Below are 17,007 nucleotides of genomic sequence, written 5' to 3'. Positions count from 1 at the left end.
AAGGGTTTTCAGGAAAAACTACTCATTCGGGGGTATTCCGAAGGATTACCCCTGCCCGTATTTTTCTAATAGCGCTTCGGCAATGGCCATCGTTTCAACATCGGCGATGCCGTTCCACAGGTCAGGCCTGAAGTGCATCTGGAATGCCATGATGATGCGTTTCTGCTGCGCCGGGGTGCTGTTTACCGGCACCTCATAGCCGTAGCGCGCGAGTAAATCGAGTAACGCGGCGGTATCTACCTGCTGAAAGCGCGGCCGTCCGTTTATATAGAAAGCCACGCGCGCGGGGTCGGGCCATGCGCCTATCCCCTGCTGAGCCAGCTCCCGCCAAGGGAACAGCGGGCCAGGATCGTCCTTGCGCTGTGGCGCAATGTCCGAATGGGCCACCACGTTTTCAGGCCTGATGCTATAGCGGGCAATGATGTCTTTCGCGAGCGGCACCAGCGCTGCAATCTGCGCAGGCTCGAACGGCGTAAAATGTTTCACCCCGGCCGTTTTCTGCCAGCCGCGATTTTCCAGCTCAATGCCGACAGACGTGTCATTAATACGGTTAGTGCCGCGCCAGAAGCTAATGCCCGCATGCCAGGCCAGCTCGCTCTCCGGCACCAGCTGCCAGATTCGCGGCTTGCCGTCCGGCGTGGGCGGCTTCGCGGGGATCAGATAATGCGAGCTGACGTTTTTGTCGGTTAAGGTCGCAAGCGAGGTATCGAAGTCGTCGGCGGTGTAGTGGATCACCAGCACCTTGATGCGCGGGTAGGCCGCCTGCGCCTGATGGCGGGTATCAAGCTCGTAGGCACCTTTATCAACGATGCCTTTTTCCTGGGCGCATCCTGCCAGCAACATCGCCAGCAGGAGCGTTGAAAGCGAACGCTTCATCGACGGGTTTTCACCGCCGTGCCGCTTACGCTCACCATCAGCATGCTCGAATCTTTGCCGACGGTTTCATAATCAATATCGATTCCTACAACGGCATCTGCGCCCAGCGCTTTTGCCTGCTCGCCCAGCTCCTTAAACGCAATTTCGCGCGCTTTACGCAGCTCTTTTTCGTACGCGCCGGAGCGTCCACCGACGATGTCACGAATGCCGGCAAAGAAATCCCGGAAAATGTTCGCGCCCAGAATCGCTTCGCCGGTGACCACGCCGCAGTACTCGGTAATAGGTTGCCCTTCCAGGGTTGGCGTTGTTGAAAACTGCATACTTTCTCTCCTTCTTTAGCGTTCAATGCGTTAGCAACAGCATTATCGGTTCGTTACGCTATGATTGAAAGGATAGTTAATAAATAAGGAAATCAACATGCGCTACTCTGCTTTAACGCTTTTGGTGCCCTGCGCGCTGGTGCTCAGCGCCTGTACCACCACGGTCACGCCAGCCTTTAAGGATATCGGTACCCGCAGCGGCCCTTGTATAGAGGGCGGCCCGGACGCCGTGGCGCAACAATTTTATGATTACCGCATTCAGCATCGCGGAAATGACCTGACCGCCCTGCGCCCGTACCTGAGCGATAATCTGGCAAAACTGCTCAACGATGCCACCCGCGATCCGCAGCATAACGCCCTGCTGAAATCCGATCCGTTCTCCAGCCGCGCCACGCTGCCGGACAGCGCCGAGGTGGCCAGCGCGTCAACCATCCCGAACACCGATGCGCGGAACATTCCGCTGCGCGTGAAGCTGACCCAGGGCACCCAGACCTGGCAGGATGAAGTGCTGATGATCCGTGAAGGCCAGTGCTGGGCGGTGGACGACGTGCGCTATATCGGCGGCAGCGTTCATGCCCCGGCAGGCACGCTGCGCCAGTCGATTGAGAACCGCTAAATCATCAGTGATAAAAATGTTACCCCCGTAAAATGTCCGGCATTTCATGCGGAATGCCGACATTTATACTCGCCGACCTTGCCGTTCGCTATTTTGTGCTATGTTTAAGAGGAAATGCGGGTTATATTTAACTTTTAACGCAGAAATATTGCATAACTATTCTGTCAACGGTACTATCTGCGGCCTCAATTGCTATAGATTGCCTGGATGAGTAAAGACTGCCCCGATGAGTATTAAACTAAACGGCATTAACTGCTTCTACGGCGCACACCAGGCGCTGTTTGACATCACGCTGAACTGCCCGGAAGGCGAAACGCTGGTTTTACTTGGCCCAAGCGGTGCAGGCAAAAGCTCCCTTCTGCGCGTCCTTAATCTGCTTGAAATGCCCCGTTCCGGTACGCTGGCTATCGCCGGTAACCATTTTGATTTCGCGAAAACCCCGTCAGATAAAGCGATTCGCGAGCTGCGTCAAAACGTCGGCATGGTCTTCCAGCAATACAATCTCTGGCCGCACCTGACGGTGCTGCAAAACCTGATTGAAGCCCCGTGCCGCGTGCTGGGGTTAAGTAAAGATCAGGCCATCACGCGCGCCGAAAAGCTGCTGGAGCGTCTGCGCCTTAAGCCCTACAGCGACCGCTATCCGCTGCACCTCTCAGGCGGTCAGCAGCAGCGTGTGGCGATTGCCCGCGCGCTGATGATGGAGCCCGCGGTACTGCTGTTTGATGAACCGACCGCGGCGCTGGACCCGGAAATCACCGCCCAGATCGTCAGCATTATTCGCGAGCTGGCGGAAACCAATATCACGCAGGTCATCGTTACCCACGAAGTGGAAGTGGCGCGTAAAACCGCCAGCCGTGTGGTCTACATGGAAAACGGGTATATCGTTGAGCAAGGTGACGCGAGCTGCTTCGCGAACCCGCAAACCGATGCCTTCAAAAACTATTTATCTCATTGATTGTGTCAGGGGAAATATAATGAAAAAAGTATTACTTGCCGTGCTGCTTGCTGGCGTTACCCTTTCCGCTACCGCAGCCCAGACCATTCGTTTCGCCACGGAAGCCTCTTACCCTCCGTTTGAGTCCATTGATGCGAACAACAAAATTGTTGGCTTCGACGTAGACCTGGCAAACGCCCTGTGTAAAGAGATCGACGCAACCTGTACCTTCAGCAACCAGGCGTTCGACAGCCTGATCCCAAGCCTGAAGTTCCGCCGCATCGACGCCGTCATGGCCGGTATGGACATCACCCCTGAGCGTGAAAAGCAGGTGCTGTTCACCACCCCTTACTACGACAACTCCGCCCTGTTCATTGGTCAGAAAGGTAAATTCACCTCTGTCGATCAGCTGAAAGGCAAAAAGGTAGGCGTGCAGAACGGCACCACGCACCAGAAATTCATCATGGATAAACATCCGGAAATCACCACCGTTCCGTACGACAGCTACCAGAACGCGAAGCTAGATCTACAGAATGGCCGTATCGACGGCGTATTTGGTGATACCGCTGTGGTGACCGAGTGGCTGAAAGCCAACGACAAACTGGCGCCAGTGGGCGACAAAGTGACCGATAAGGACTACTTCGGTACCGGTCTGGGGATTGCCGTTCGTCAGGGCAACACCGAGCTGCAGCAGAAATTCAACGCTGCGCTGGAAAAAGTGAAGAAAGACGGCACCTACGAAACCATCTACAAAAAATGGTTCCAGAAGTAATTCCTGATGAATGAAATTTTTCCTTTAGCAAGCGCCGCCGGGATGACCGTCGGCCTTGCCGTTTGCGCACTGATTATCGGCCTGGTGCTGGCGATGTTCTTTGCGGTGTGGGAATCAGCAAAATGGTTCCCCGTCGCCTGGGCGGGCTCCGCGCTGGTCACCGTGCTGCGTGGGCTACCGGAAATTCTGGTGGTCCTGTTCATCTATTTCGGCTCCTCCCAGCTGCTGCTTACGCTGTCGGACGGCTTCACCATCAATCTTGGCTTTGCGCAGATCCCGGTGCAGATGCAGATTGAAAACTTTGACGTCAGCCCGTTCCTCTGCGGCGTGATTGCCCTCTCCCTGCTCTACTCCGCGTACGCGTCGCAAACCCTGCGCGGCGCGCTGAAGGCCGTACCGCAGGGGCAGTGGGAATCCGGTCAGGCGCTGGGCATGTCGAAAGCAGCCATCTTCTTCCGTCTGGTGATGCCGCAGATGTGGCGCCACGCCCTGCCGGGGCTGGGCAACCAGTGGCTGGTATTGCTGAAAGATACCGCGCTGGTGAGCCTGATCAGCGTGAACGATTTGATGCTGCAAACCAAAAGTATCGCCACCCGCACTCAGGAGCCGTTTACCTGGTACATCGTGGCGGCGGCTATCTACCTGGTGATCACGTTGCTCAGTCAGTACATCCTCAAGCGTATTGACCTGCGTGCGACGCGCTTTGAACGGAGACCAGGCTGATGCTTGAATATTTTCCGGAGCTGATGAAAGGGCTGCACACCAGCCTGACGCTGACCGTGGCGTCCATTATCGTGGCGCTGATCCTGGCGCTCATCTTCACCATCATCCTGACGCTGAAAACGCCGGTGCTGGTGTGGGTCGTGCGCGGCTACATCACCCTGTTTACCGGTACGCCGCTGCTGGTGCAGATCTTCCTGATTTACTACGGCCCGGGACAGTTCCCGTCGCTGCAGGAGTATCCGGTTATCTGGCACCTGCTCTCTGAGCCGTGGCTGTGCGCCCTGATTGCCCTTTCGCTGAACAGCGCGGCCTATACCACCCAGCTGTTTTACGGGGCGATCCGCGCCATTCCGGAAGGACAATGGCAGTCCTGCGGGGCGCTGGGCATGAGCAAGAAAGACACGCTGGCGATCCTGCTGCCGTACGCCTTTAAGCGCGCACTCTCCTCTTACTCCAACGAAGTGGTGCTGGTGTTCAAGAGTACCTCTCTGGCCTACACCATCACCCTGATGGAGGTGATGGGCCACGGGCAGCTGCTGTACGGACGCACCTATGACGTGATGGTGTTCGGCGCGGCAGGCGTGGTCTATCTGGTGGTGAACGGTCTGCTCACGCTGATGATGCGCCTGATTGAGCGTAAGGCGTTAGCGTTTGAGCGCAGAAATTAATCACAAGAGTGCATAAATCGTAATGACCAGAGCGGATAACCTGATGGCTTATCCGCTTTTTTTTATACCAAACATAATATTTACTCATATTTATTGCATATAAATTCATTAGCTGGCATTGTACATCCATGCCGCAGACACGGTGCATAATGACAAGATAGACAGACGGGAGCATTACCATGAAAAAGTTAGTTCTGGCCGCACTACTCGCCACCTTCGCCGCTGGCGCTGCCGCCGCTGATAAAATCAATTTTGGCGTTTCGGCCACCTATCCGCCGTTTGAATCGCTGGACGCCAGCAACCAGATCGTCGGTTTCGATATCGATCTGGCGAAAGCGCTGTGCAAGCAGATGCAGGCCGACTGCACCTTTACCAACCACGCGTTCGACAGCCTGATCCCGTCGCTGAAATTTAAGAAATACGATGCGGTGATCTCCGGGATGGACATCACGCCGGAGCGCAGCAAGCAGGTGGCATTTACCGACCCGTACTACGCCAACTCGGCGGTAGTGATTGCGAAGAAAGGGGCTTATAAGTCCTTTGACGAGCTGAAAGGCAAACGCATCGGGATGGAAAACGGCACCACGCACCAGAAATACCTGCAGGACAAGCATCCTGAAGTGAAGACCGTGGCCTATGACAGCTACCAGAACGCGATTATCGACCTGAAAAACGGCCGTATCGACGGCGTATTCGGCGATACCGCCGTGGTGAACGAGTGGCTGAAAACCAACCCGCAGCTGGGTACGGCAACCGAGAAAGTGACCGACCCGCAGTACTTTGGTACAGGCCTCGGCATTGCGGTACGTCCGGATAACAAAGCCCTGCTGGAAAAACTGAACGGCGCGCTGAAGGCGATTAAAGCGGACGGCACGTACCAGAAAATCAGCGATCAGTGGTTCCCGCAGTAATGGTTTTTGCCGGGTGGCCTCTTCGCCTTACCCGGCAATTTCTCACAGCGGCACAAAAAACCTGAACCGCGCCCCGCTCACCGACTCCATTAGCGCGATCCCGCCGCCGTGCAGCTCCAGCATTCGCTTAACGATTAACAGCCCTAACCCGCCGCGGTTCTCCCGCGCAGCCTGGGTATTCAGCGCCGAAGGCCGCTGGAACAGATCGTCACGCAGCGAGGCATCCACCCCCGTTCCGCTGTCTGCCACTTCGACCTGAAGCCGTTCATTCTCCTGCCAGACCGCCAGACGAATTTCCCCGCCGATGGGCGTGTGGCGCATCGCGTTATCCAGCAGGTTGGTCACCACGCGCTCGATCATCGACACATCGGCATTGACCAGCGGCAGGGGGCCCGGCACGTCAATATGCAGATTCACCTCGCGCGTGCGGGCGGTGAGCTCAAACTTCTGCGCCACGTCGGAAATCAGCTCTGCCATCGCGAAACGCTCGCGCTGCGGCTTAATGCCGCCGTGCTCAAGGCGCGCCAGCTCGAACAGCTGCTGCGAAAGATGACGTACCTTTTGTCCCTGACGCAGCGCGGTGGCGAGGTACTGCTGGTGCTCCTGCGGGGTCAGGGTGGCGGATTTGAGCGACAGGGTTTCGAGATAGCCCAGCAGCGAGGTGAGCGGCGTGCGAAGATCGTGCGAAATATTGGCGATAAACTCCCGGCGCTGGCGATCGCTGTCGGCCAGCTGATCCCACTGGCGGGTGATTTTCCGCGCCAGCTCGATGAAACTGTTGCGCAGGAGGGCCACTTCGTCATTGGCCGCGGCGTCCGGCGGCTGTGCTGCGAGCAGCCTGATTGCGCTCATGCTGTCCTGCTCCAGGCCGGTGACCTCTTCCGTCAGGCGTTTAACCGGACGCGTCACCCAGTACCAGACCAGCAGTCCCGCCAGCAGGCCAAACAGCGCGACCCACAGCAATGACCAGAGCACCGTACTCCAGAGCGCCTTATGCCAGGCCATTTCCGCCAGCGCGTTCGACTCCTCGCCCTGCAAAATAATGTACAGGTAGCCCTTAAGCTCGCCGTCCTGCCGCAGCGGCGTGGCGCTGAACACTTTTTTATTTTGGCTGCGCGGATCGTCGCCCAGTACCGGTATGGCGGTACCGCTCAGGAAGGTCTGAACCGGTGCCAGGTCGATTTTTTGCCGCTGAATATGGCCCGGCGGTGCGGCATCGGCCAGGATATCGCCGTCCGGCGAGATAACGTACAGCTCAACGCTCGGGTTGAAGGTCATCAGCCGGTCAAACAGCGGTTTCAGCGCGCTGCGTTCGACCCTGCCCTGCGCGTCCAGAATCGGTTCCCGCTGAACGATCTGCTGCGCCAGGCCGCCCGACAGCCGCTGCACCATCGCGTTGCCGTACTGCATGCTGCTGTAGAGCTGCACCGCGCAGGCGACGGTGGCGCAGAGCATCATCAGCAGGACAAACAGCAGCGTCAGGCGCTGGCTCAGGCTAAAGTGGCGCATCATGGTTTGGCTCCGCAAATTTATAGCCCTTGCCCCAGACGGTGCGAATAATCTCCGGCTCGGCGGCGTCCTTCTCAATCTTGATGCGCAGGCGGTTGATATGGGTGTTGACGGTGTGCTCGTAGCCTTCGTGCTGATAGCCCCACACCTGCTCCAGCAGCGCCAGACGGGAAAACACCTCGCCTGGATGGCGGGCGAAGAAGTACAGCAGTTCGAATTCGCGCGGGGTGAGATCCACCACCTGGCCGTGAAGCAGCACGCTGCGCGCCAGGGGATCGATCGTCAGGCCGTGAGCCTGAATTTGCCCGTCAGCCTGCGCCTGACCCATCGCCTGCTGGCGGCGGAACAGCGCTTTGATGCGGGCAATCAGTTCCTGGACTGAAAAGGGTTTGGCGAGATAATCATCGGCGCCGGTTTCCAGCCCGGTGATGCGGTCGGTTTCGCTGCTGCGGGCGCTGATGATGATCACCGGCAGGTAGCGGGTCATCTGACGAATGCGGCGGCAAATCTCCAGGCCGTCAACGTTGGGAAGCATCAGGTCGAGGATCACCGCATCCCACGGCTGTTTTTCAAGGCGCTGCAGGGCGTTGCCCCCGTCGGGCTCGTGGGTAATGGCGTAGCCTTCGTCTTCTAAATTGAGCCGCAGAAGCGCCGCGATATCGTGGTCGTCTTCCACCAGCAGGATCTGCTTCATGGGTAAGCCTTAATTCATCTCTTATGACGTAAGCTTACCTGATTTTATGGGCCGGCAGAGTTCACATTTTGTTTAAGATTTCACGAGCAGCGTCAGCACTTCATAATGCGCGGTATGCGGGAACATATCGAAAAGCTGAACGCGTTCAATGCGGTAGCCAGGCAGATTAGCGATATCTTTCGCCATGGTCTGCGCGTTACAGCTGGAATAGACGATGTATTCTGGCGCCATCTGGCTCAGATAGTCGCACAGCGCGCTTCCGATGCCACGACGCGGCGGATTGACCAGCACCAGCTCCGGCACGTTGCCCTGGCCGGTCGCGAACTGCGTGGAGTCCAGCGCCTGGAAGTGCAGATTGGTTAACCCCAGCTCAGCGGCGGACTGCTTTGCGCAGGCAATCGCTTCGGCGGAGATCTCAATTCCGGTGAGCTGCATCTCAGGCGTGGCGCAGTGCAGGCCAAAACCGCCCACGCCGCAGAACAGATCCCACATATGATGGACGTTTAACGCGCGCACCCAGTCGCGGGCGGTGGCGTACAGGCTGCTTGCCACGGTCGGGTTGGTCTGGAAGAAGCTTTGCGGGCGGATCCACAGCGGCACGCCGTTGAAGCTCTCCGCCAGCGCGTGCTGGTCGGTGAAGAAAATCTCTTTCTCCCCTTCCATGATCGCCATATGCACCGGCTGAATGTTTGCGGTAATGACCTTTAACTGAGGAAGCTGTTCCTGTAGCCACGGCAGCGCCGCGCGCAGCTGCTCCAGCTTGGCCACCGAACGCAGCACGAAGCGCAGCATCATGCCGCCGTCTTTCTGGCTTTCCGTCAGCAGAAGGTACTTCAGCTCGCCGCGCCTGCGGGCGACGCTGTAAGGCGTTAACCCCGCGCGAGCGATAAACGGCTTAAGTGCGGCAAAGACCGGCCCAAACGAGGCGGGATAGAGCGGGCAGTCGGTTAAATCCTCCGGCGTACCGTCGCGGTGCAGCATCCCCAGCAGCGGTTTTTCAACGCTGCCGCTGACCACCATTTTGGCTTTGTTGCGAAAGCCCTGCTCAGGGCCGCTGACGGGTGCGCACCACTCGCCCACCGCGCGCGCTGCCAGCAGCTGTTGCAGGTCGGCCATTTTGGCGGTGAGTTGTTGAGAGACCGGCTGTTCTATCCACTGACAGGAGCGGCAGCGTCCGGCGTCATAGAGTGCGCACTGCATATGAAAACCTTAAGAATCACGAGGGCTGCGATTATACACATTATTGCAGGCGGAAGAACCGCCGACTGGAGGCTGGCGCAAACAGCAGCAGAAGCACCAGCATATCCGGCAACTTCTGCATGACCAGCGCATGGAAAATCTCGCGCTTCGAGCCTCCGGCAATGCTGAACAGCTCCGGGTAGCCGTAGCCCAGCGAGGCGGCCCACAGATAGCTGGCGGCGGTAATTTGCGTCAGCAGATAGACCCAGCGCGCCCAGTTGCGCCCTTTGACCAGCGAAAACGCGCAGTAGATCTCGATAAACACCAGCACCAGGCTGCTTAAAAAGACCAGCGTCAGATTCCACGTCTGCACGCTGCGGTGAATGAATTCCCCGATGCCGCGCGCGCCCAGGGTATTCAGAATCATCAGCACGTCCAGGCAGCGGATCATAATAATGGCGAGCGCCGCCACCTGAACCAGCGCAGGAACGTTAGGACGGGCGTGCGTAAGACGTGATTTTTTTAATAGTCCCAATGTTTTACTTCCCTGAAAAACAGTGCCGCGTCACGCGCGGCACATCACTGGAAATTTTAAATGCTTCAGCCGCGTCTTGCACGCTGGATATCACGCACGCGCTGTTTTTCCGCGCGCGCCATCAAATACCAGGCGATAAATCCGACAATTCCGACCACGCCGAGGATGATAGAGGCCAAGGCGTTGATCTCCGGGTTGACCCCCATGCGCACGCTGGAGAAGACCAGCATCGGCAGCGTCGTTGCGCCCGGCCCGGAGACAAAGCTGGCGATAACCAGATCGTCGAGAGAGAGCGTGAACGCCAGCAGCCAGCCGGAGATCACCGCCGGCATAATCATCGGCAGGGTAATGATGAAAAAGACCTTCAGCGGCGTGGCGCCAAGATCCATCGCCGCCTCTTCAATGGAGCGATCCAGCTCGCGCAGGCGCGAGGAGATCACCACTGCCACGTACGCGGTACAGAAGGTGACGTGCGCCAGCCAGATGGTGAGCATGCCGCGATCCGCCGGCCAGCCGATGGCGTGCGCCAGGGCCACGAACAGCAGCAGCAGCGACAGGCCGGTGATGACGTCCGGCATCACCAGCGGGGCGGTGATCATAAAGGCGAAACCGTTCGAGCCGCGAAAACGCCCGAAGCGGACCATCACCAGCGCGGCGATGGTGCCCAGAACGCAGGCCATCGTAGCCGCCAGCGCGGCAATGGTCAGGCTCAGCCCCACCGCGCTCATCATCGCGTCGTCATGGAACAGCTCGCTGTACCAGCGCGTCGACCAGCCCGCCCATACCGTCACCAGCTTAGAGCTGTTGAACGAGTAGATCACCAGCATCAGCATCGGCGCATACAGGAAGGTAAAGCCGATAATGAGGATCAGAATTCGCCACGGGGAGCGCACTACCGGTAAGTTGTTCATCCGCGATCTCCCATCTGTTTCTGCTGATGCTTGTGGAACCACATGATCGGCACGATCAGCAGCAGGAGCATGATAATCGCCACCGCCGACGCCACCGGCCAGTCGCGGTTATTAAAGAATTCCTGCCACAGCACGCGGCCAATCATGATGCTGTCCGGCCCCCCGAGCAGTTCCGGGATCACGAACTCCCCGACCGCCGGAATAAAGACCAGCATCGACCCGGCGATAATGCCGCCTTTGGTCAGCGGCACAATGACGCTGAAGAAGGTCTTCAGCGGACGCGCGCCAAGATCGAGCGACGCTTCCACCAGCGAGTAGTCAATCCGCGTCAGGGCCGTATAGATCGGCAGCACCATAAACGGCAGATAGGCGTACACGATGCCGATATAGACCGCGAGGTTGGTGTGCAGGATGGTCAGCGGCTGATCGATAACCCCGAGCCACATCAGAAAATTATTCAGCACGCCGTTGTTCTTCAGGATCCCCATCCAGGCATAAACGCGGATCAGGAACGAGGTCCAGGACGGCAAAATCACCAGCAGCAGCAGGATGTTGCGCGTCGACGGCTTGCTGTGCGCCACGGCCCACGCCAGCGGGTAGCCCATCGCCAGACAGCAGAGCGTCGAGATCGCCGCCACCTGCAGCGACTGTAGGTAAGCTTCGAAATAGAGCGGATCGTCGGTGAGCTGCAGGAAGTTACCCAGGTTCAAGGTCAGCGTCAGCTGCCCGTCGGCCCACTCCCACAGATCGGTATACGGCGGGATCGCCCGCGCCATCTCCGCCAGGCTGATCTTAAAGACGATCAGAAACGGCAGCAGGAACAGCAGGATCAGCCACACGTACGGCATGGCGATCACCAGCTTGCGGCCGTGGTTCATTTTAAGACGCGTCAGCCAGTGGGCAAAGCCGCCCGGTTTTTTGACGCGGGCTGGAGGTTCAAGTGTGCTCATGATCGCTCCTTATACCGTCAGCACGACGCAGCTGTCCGCGTCCCAGCACAGGCGCACTTCGTCGCCCCAGGTCGGCTGTCCTTTGCGATAGCGATGTTCGTTCTGCAGCTGGGCGCTGAGCATCTGTCCGCTTTTCAGGCGCACGTGATAGATGGAGAGATCGCCAAGATAGGCAATGTGCACCACTTCCCCGACGGCAAAGTTGTAGCCGTCGGCAGGCGGATCGTCACAAAGCATGATCTTCTCCGGGCGCAGCGCCACGTAGACCGGCACGTTATCCACCACCGAGCTGTCAGGATCGACCTTAAGCGGATGCTGCAGCCCCGGTGATTCGATGACCAGGCCATCCTCCTGACGATCCTTCAGCAGTCCTTCGAAGACGTTGACCGAACCGATGAACTCCGCGCTGTAGCGGGTGGTCGGATGCTCGTAAATCTCTTCCGGCTCGCCAATCTGCACGAACTTCCCGCGGTTCATGATCGCGATACGACCGGCCATGGTCATGGCCTCTTCCTGGTCATGGGTCACCATCACGCAGGTCACGCCCACGCGCTCGAGGATATCCACCACTTCCAGCTGCATGCGGTCGCGCAGCTTTTTGTCCAGGGCGCCCATCGGCTCGTCGAGCAGCAGCAGTTTCGGGCGTTTCGCCAGGCTTCGGGCCAGCGCCACGCGCTGACGCTGGCCGCCGGAGAGCTGGTGCGGCTTACGCTTCGCGAACTCCTGCATGTGCACCAGGCCCAGCATTTCGGCCACGCGCGCGGCGATTTCGGCTTTCGGCAGCTTGTCCTGCTTCAGGCCAAAGGCAATGTTCTGCTCCACCGTCATGTGCGGGAACAGCGCGTAGGACTGGAACATCATGTTAATCGGGCGCTGATACGGCGGCACGCTGGAGAGATCCACGCCATCGAGCATGATCTGCCCGGCGGTAGGCTGTTCAAAACCGGCCAGCATACGCAGCAGGGTCGATTTACCGCAGCCCGATGCGCCCAGTAGCGCGAATATTTCGCCTTTATAGATAGTCAGGCTGACGTCGTCCACGGCATGCTGGCCATCGAAAGATTTGGTGAGGTTACGAATTTCAAGAAGCGGGGTCAGCGCTTTACGGACTTTCGCCTGCGGGCGGGGGATCGCGTCATTCACGGGGTGTTCTCCGGTAGAGATCAAATCATGGTGCAGGCGCACCAGAACGGTGCGCCTGTTGCCGGGGGCGCTAACGCTTGCCCGGCCTGTGACAAAGGGTTATTTACCGCTTTTCACCTTGGTCCACGCGCGGGTACGTACGCGGTCAATTTTTGGATCCTGAACCTTGAGGGTGAACAGCTTGGCGAACACGTCCGCCGGCGGATAGATAGCCGGATTATTACGGATCTCTTCGCTAATCAGCGGCAAGGAGGCCTTGTTACCGTTGGCGTAGTAGACGTGGTCGCTGATATGGGCAATCACTTCCGGACGCATCAGGTAGTTAAGGAACTGGTACGCTTCCTCTTTATTTTTCGCATCGGCAGGCATCGCGAAGACGTCAAAGAAGGCCAGCGCCCCCTCTTTCGGAATGAAGTAAGACACGTTCACGCCGTTTTTTGCCTCTTTCGCGCGGTTCGCCGCCTGCCACACGTCCCCTGCCCAGCCGATCGCCACGCAGATGTCGCCGTTCGCCAGGTCGTTGATGTACTGGGACGAGTGGAAGTAGCGAATGTTTGGACGCAGCTTCAGCAGCAGATCGGTCGCAGGGCCGGTGTAATCATCGGCTTTATTGCTGTTCGGGTCTTTGCCCAGGTAGTTCAGCACGGTGGCGAAAATCTCTTCCGGCGCATCGAGGAAGGAGACGCCGCAGCTTTTCAGCTTCTCAAGGTTTTCCGGCTTCAGCACCACGTCCCAGCTGTCCAGCTTAACGTCCGGGCCCAGCGCGGCTTTGACTTTATCCACGTTGTAGCCGATACCGGTGGTCGCCCACAGGTAAGGCATCGCGTATTTGTTGTCCGGGTCGTGCTTCGCCACCAGCTTCAGCACTTCCGGGTCGAGGTTTTTCCAGTTCGATAACTTGCTCTTGTCCAGCGGCTGGAAGACGCCCGCCGTCAGCTGACGCTCCAGGAAGCTTGCGGAAGGTACCACCAGGTCAAAACCGGTGCTGCCCGCCATCAGCTTTCCTTCCAGCACTTCGTTGGAATCGAAAACGTCATAGACCACTTTGATGCCGGTCTCTTTTTCAAAATTAGCGACCGTGTCCGGCGCAATATAGTCAGACCAGTTGTAAACGTGCAGCGTTTTTTGTTCCGCAGCGAGCGTGCCGGCAGAGACGGCCATCAGAGCACCCGCAACCAGACCCGATAACCATTTTTTATTCAAGGCGATCATAGTGTTATTCCTTCTGAAAGCTCGTTAACAAACGAGCTAAACTGTGCAATCTGGATATATGCAAAAATCATGCATAGTTTGTCGCTCTGCTCAAAATAAAAAGAAACCTCTTTACCCGGCAGTTTCCGCTCGCTTTTTTAAGCATCGCAAGAATAACTGTAGCCCGTGTCTCCGGCTATAGCCCAGACGAAAAAACGCCTTTTATCAATTTTTTATGCAGGTTAAGTCTACGTGATAAGCCGAAATGGCCTTGAGGGAGGTGAAATATTCTTTAAAGAAAGGTTAAAAGCAGCAGAAAAAATGGCCTTCTGCAGCCGCTATGGCAGCGACTGCGCAAAAGTCAGACAGGCTTAGTGAAGAAAATTGGGAGATGCATCATTATTCTCTGCATCGTCTTCCGCGCTGTACAGCAGATGATGTGCATTGGCTTCCATCATAACCATGGAAATTTGCTCTTCACTCAAGCGCATAAACCAGGCGAACTGCTTGAACGACAGCCCTGCCCCGGAGAATAAAGACTGGCAAACGACCAGTTTTGGCAGATTATCGTCCTGTATATCGATAAATGCTTTCACCGTCAAAGAACTGGCATTGATCGCCGACAGGTCGGAGGCCAGCGCCAGCAGCGCAGAAGGCTTCACTTCGGCCAGCGCGGAGAAAAGGATCACGTCGTTAATCAGATCGATTTTAGCATCGAAAATGCCGTCGAAATTCTGCATATGAGGCAGATGCAGCGCCTGGCAGGAATCGCATTCGAAGAACGTGATCCCGGCATCATCAAGCCATTGACGTAACGTATCCAGTGTAGGTACGACCTGTAAATCCATCGCGGTGCAGCCTCTTTAGTAAAAACTTCGCATAGGGTACTCAAAAAGCGCCCGGTAATCCATTTAACCGCCCGTTTTAAGACAGTAGCCCGGCGTGGCATGACGCTCGATCCATGAGATCATTTTACCTGCAATATCGACCCCTGTGGTTTTTTCCACGCCTTCCAGCCCCGGGGAGGCGTTCACCTCCATCACCAGCGGCCCGCGCGTCGCGCGCAGAAGGTCCACGCCCGCCACGTCCAGCCCCAGGGTTTGCGCCGCTTTAACGGCTATTTCCCGCTCGCGTTCGCTAATATCGGCTACCCGCGCTACGCCGCCGCGGTGAAGGTTAGAGCGGAAATCGCCCTCTTTGGCCTGACGCTCAATCGCGGCCACGACCTCGTTACCCACCACAAAGCAGCGAATGTCGCGCCCTTTCGCCTCTTCAATGTACTCCTGCACCAGAATGTGTGCATTCAGGCCGCGAAAGGCGTCAATCACGCTTTCTGCTGCCTGACGCGTTTCCGCCAGCACCACGCCTATACCCTGCGTGCCTTCCACCAGCTTAATCACTAAAGGCGCGCCGCCCACCATGTCGATGAGATCGCTGGTGTCGTCCGGTGAATGGGCAATGCCCGTGACGGGTAGATCGATCCCCTGTCGGGCGAGCAGCTGCAGGGAGCGCAGCTTGTCGCGGGCGCGGGAAATGGCGACGGATTCGTTGAGCGGATAGCTGCCCAGCATCTCGAACTGGCGCAGCGCGGCGGTGCCGTAGTAGGTAATCTGGGAGCCGATGCGGGGGATCACCGCATCGAAGTGCGGCAGCTTGCGGCCTTTGTAGTGAATCGACGAGGCGGCGGGGTCGATGTTCATATAGCAGGACATCGGGTCGAGGATCTCAACCTGATGCCCGCGTTTCGCCGCCGCTTCTCGCAGGCGCTTACATGAATAGAGCGTTCCGTCCCGGGACAATATGGCAATTTTCACCCTGCACCTCTCTGAAGACATGGAAAAAGCCTGCATATCATATACGCGGGCAGGCGCAGGTTAAATGGACTATCGCGTTGCCCAGCCCTGCTTGTGCAGATACTCAAGAATAAACGGGCGGTTTTCTTTAATGATGGTGCGGCGAATATGGTCCGTCCAGGTGTCGCGACGGTTATTGCTGCCGCGCGTCATGTAGTAGTTCGCCAGCTCTTCATCGTAGTGATTCAGAACGTCCTGGTCGACCGGCTGGTAGTGGTTTTCGTGCACCAGCATGGCGGCAGGAATGCGCGGCTTCAGATCCGGGTTATCCGCCGGCCAGCCGAGGCACAGGCCAAACAGCGGCAGCACGTGTTTTGGCAGCTTCAGCAGGTCGGTCACGCTTTGAATGTTGTTACGCAGACCGCCGATATAGACGCCGCCTAACCCCAGCGACTCCGCCGCCGTAAAGGCGTTTTGCGCCATCAGCGCGGTATCCACCACGCCCAGCAGCAGCTGTTCCGCCAGCCCCAGCTCGGCCTCGGGGCAGATCTGCAGGTGGCGATTAAAGTCGGCGCAGAACACCCAGAACTCGGCTGCCTGAGCCACATGCTTCTGCCCGCCGGTGAGCGTCACCAGCTGTTCACGCATGGCCGGATCGGTAATGCGAATAATGGAGCTGCACTGCAGAAAGCTGGAGCTGGAGGTGGCTCTTGCGCTGTTAATAATCGCTTCGCGCTGCGCCTCGGTAATCGGCTCATCGGTGAAGTGGCGAATGGAACGGTGGGAAAGGAGCAGGTCTATGGTTGGCGTCATCTTGTCTCTCTTTGTCTTGCTTAATACGTATGGCAGCCAGTATAGGCAATGATGCGCGCGGTGTAATTGGCGAAACATAGCTCATAGATATTATAACGACAGGCGAAACCTTCTTTAATGACGACAGGTTATGGGGCACTATAGCTGCTATTCGCCGTCAGGCTTGTTTTTTGAGGAGAGAGAAATGTTTGCAGTAATTTTTGGTCGTCCAGGGTGCCCTTACTGTGTTCGCGCGAAAGAGCTGGCTGAGAAACTGACCGAAGAGCGCGATGACTTCAACTTCCGCTATGTGGACATCCACGCGGAAGGCATCACCAAAGCCGATCTGGAAAAAACCGTCGGTAAGCCGGTTGAAACCGTACCGCAGATCTTCCTCGATCAGAAACACATCGGCGGCTGCACCGACTTTGAAGCCTACGCTAAAGAACATCTGGGCCTGTTTGCCGCTCAGTAATGAAAGGACGCCCTC

General features: G+C 57.5%; 20 protein-coding genes. 7 read left to right on the top strand and 13 right to left on the bottom strand.

Annotated elements, in window-relative coordinates; genetic code table 11:
* Positions 1-45: 45 nt before the first annotated feature.
* Together USG84_RS01500 and USG84_RS01495 are read right to left on the bottom strand one after the other, a co-directional pair.
* The gene (locus USG84_RS01500) at positions 46-876 is read right to left on the bottom strand and encodes an N-acetylmuramoyl-L-alanine amidase (RefSeq protein WP_151412806.1); all 831 of its coding nucleotides are present in this window, start codon (positions 874-876) and stop codon (positions 46-48) included.
* Entirely contained in the window at positions 873-1,196 is a 324-nt protein-coding gene (locus USG84_RS01495; RefSeq protein WP_151412805.1) for a heavy metal-binding domain-containing protein, read from the bottom strand. The genes USG84_RS01500 and USG84_RS01495 overlap by 4 nt, the downstream gene beginning before the upstream one ends.
* A 97-nt stretch (positions 1,197-1,293) precedes the next feature.
* Here USG84_RS01495 and USG84_RS01490 point away from each other — a divergent pair, with 97 nt between their 5' ends.
* From USG84_RS01490 to artJ, 6 genes are all read left to right on the top strand, one after another.
* Positions 1,294-1,812 (top strand): lipoprotein, encoded by a 519-nt coding sequence (locus USG84_RS01490; protein WP_061098742.1) that lies wholly within the window; start codon positions 1,294-1,296, stop codon positions 1,810-1,812.
* Between the two features lie 226 nt (positions 1,813-2,038).
* Positions 2,039-2,767: an arginine ABC transporter ATP-binding protein ArtP gene (gene artP / locus USG84_RS01485; RefSeq protein WP_021240921.1), complete on the top strand. Its 729-nt coding sequence runs from the start codon at positions 2,039-2,041 to the stop codon at positions 2,765-2,767.
* Between the two features lie 19 nt (positions 2,768-2,786).
* Positions 2,787-3,518, top strand: a complete 732-nt coding sequence (artI, locus tag USG84_RS01480) for an arginine ABC transporter substrate-binding protein ArtI (RefSeq protein ID WP_008500032.1) — start codon at positions 2,787-2,789, stop codon at positions 3,516-3,518.
* 6 nt (positions 3,519-3,524) lie between these two features.
* Positions 3,525-4,241: an arginine ABC transporter permease ArtQ gene (gene artQ / locus USG84_RS01475; RefSeq protein ID WP_061098743.1), complete on the top strand. Its 717-nt coding sequence runs from the start codon at positions 3,525-3,527 to the stop codon at positions 4,239-4,241.
* A complete protein-coding gene (gene artM / locus USG84_RS01470) occupies positions 4,241-4,909 on the top strand; it encodes an arginine ABC transporter permease ArtM (protein WP_032639161.1) in 669 nt (222 codons plus the stop codon). Before artQ ends, artM begins: the two co-directional genes overlap by 1 nt.
* A gap of 179 nt (positions 4,910-5,088) precedes the next feature.
* Positions 5,089-5,820, top strand: coding sequence for an arginine ABC transporter substrate-binding protein ArtJ (artJ, locus tag USG84_RS01465; protein WP_151412804.1), 732 nt, complete (start codon positions 5,089-5,091; stop codon positions 5,818-5,820).
* Between the two features lie 42 nt (positions 5,821-5,862).
* Here the strand turns inward: artJ and USG84_RS01460 are convergent, their stop codons facing one another.
* The 11 genes from USG84_RS01460 to nfsA all read right to left on the bottom strand — a co-directional run bounded on the left by USG84_RS01460 (position 5,863) and on the right by nfsA (position 16,538).
* Positions 5,863-7,332 carry an ATP-binding protein gene (locus USG84_RS01460; protein WP_151412803.1) on the bottom strand — a complete coding sequence of 490 codons (1,470 nt, stop codon included), beginning with the start codon at positions 7,330-7,332 and terminating at the stop codon, positions 5,863-5,865.
* Positions 7,316-8,023 carry a response regulator transcription factor gene (locus tag USG84_RS01455; RefSeq protein ID WP_041912037.1) on the bottom strand — a complete coding sequence of 236 codons (708 nt, stop codon included), beginning with the start codon at positions 8,021-8,023 and terminating at the stop codon, positions 7,316-7,318. The genes USG84_RS01460 and USG84_RS01455 overlap by 17 nt, the downstream gene beginning before the upstream one ends.
* 72 nt (positions 8,024-8,095) lie before the next feature.
* The gene (gene rlmC, locus USG84_RS01450) at positions 8,096-9,223 is read right to left on the bottom strand and encodes a 23S rRNA (uracil(747)-C(5))-methyltransferase RlmC (protein ID WP_253541359.1); all 1,128 of its coding nucleotides are present in this window, start codon (positions 9,221-9,223) and stop codon (positions 8,096-8,098) included.
* A gap of 40 nt (positions 9,224-9,263) precedes the next feature.
* On the bottom strand, positions 9,264-9,737 hold the full coding sequence (locus tag USG84_RS01445; RefSeq protein ID WP_061098747.1) for a YbjO family protein: 474 nt from the start codon (positions 9,735-9,737) through the stop codon (positions 9,264-9,266).
* Between the two features lie 65 nt (positions 9,738-9,802).
* Complete coding sequence (gene potI, locus USG84_RS01440; protein WP_061098748.1) at positions 9,803-10,648, bottom strand: putrescine ABC transporter permease PotI; 846 nt, start codon at positions 10,646-10,648, stop codon at positions 9,803-9,805.
* Complete coding sequence (gene potH, locus USG84_RS01435) at positions 10,645-11,598, bottom strand: putrescine ABC transporter permease PotH (RefSeq protein WP_151412802.1); 954 nt, start codon at positions 11,596-11,598, stop codon at positions 10,645-10,647. The genes potI and potH overlap by 4 nt, the downstream gene beginning before the upstream one ends.
* A 9-nt stretch (positions 11,599-11,607) precedes the next feature.
* Entirely contained in the window at positions 11,608-12,741 is a 1,134-nt protein-coding gene (gene potG / locus USG84_RS01430; protein ID WP_320738113.1) for a putrescine ABC transporter ATP-binding subunit PotG, read from the bottom strand.
* A gap of 99 nt (positions 12,742-12,840) precedes the next feature.
* Positions 12,841-13,953 carry a spermidine/putrescine ABC transporter substrate-binding protein PotF gene (gene potF, locus USG84_RS01425; RefSeq protein ID WP_061098751.1) on the bottom strand — a complete coding sequence of 371 codons (1,113 nt, stop codon included), beginning with the start codon at positions 13,951-13,953 and terminating at the stop codon, positions 12,841-12,843.
* A gap of 350 nt (positions 13,954-14,303) precedes the next feature.
* Complete coding sequence (locus USG84_RS01420; protein ID WP_151412801.1) at positions 14,304-14,780, bottom strand: YbjN domain-containing protein; 477 nt, start codon at positions 14,778-14,780, stop codon at positions 14,304-14,306.
* A 63-nt stretch (positions 14,781-14,843) separates the two neighbouring features.
* Positions 14,844-15,746: a 30S ribosomal protein S6--L-glutamate ligase gene (gene rimK / locus USG84_RS01415; RefSeq protein ID WP_028012504.1), complete on the bottom strand. Its 903-nt coding sequence runs from the start codon at positions 15,744-15,746 to the stop codon at positions 14,844-14,846.
* A 69-nt stretch (positions 15,747-15,815) separates the two neighbouring features.
* Positions 15,816-16,538, bottom strand: coding sequence for a nitroreductase NfsA (gene nfsA / locus USG84_RS01410; RefSeq protein ID WP_061098752.1), 723 nt, complete (start codon positions 16,536-16,538; stop codon positions 15,816-15,818).
* 184 nt (positions 16,539-16,722) lie between these two features.
* On the opposite strand from nfsA, the gene USG84_RS01405 reads away from it, so the two are divergent.
* Entirely contained in the window at positions 16,723-16,992 is a 270-nt protein-coding gene (locus USG84_RS01405) for a GrxA family glutaredoxin (RefSeq protein WP_006809455.1), read from the top strand.
* Positions 16,993-17,007 lie beyond the last annotated feature (15 nt).

This window comes from Enterobacter sp. 168J2 (genome assembly GCF_034107265.1).
Classification (GTDB): domain Bacteria; phylum Pseudomonadota; class Gammaproteobacteria; order Enterobacterales; family Enterobacteriaceae; genus Enterobacter; species Enterobacter nematophilus.
Note: the sequence above shows the minus strand (reverse complement) of the source record. Positions and strands in the feature narration are given on the sequence as shown.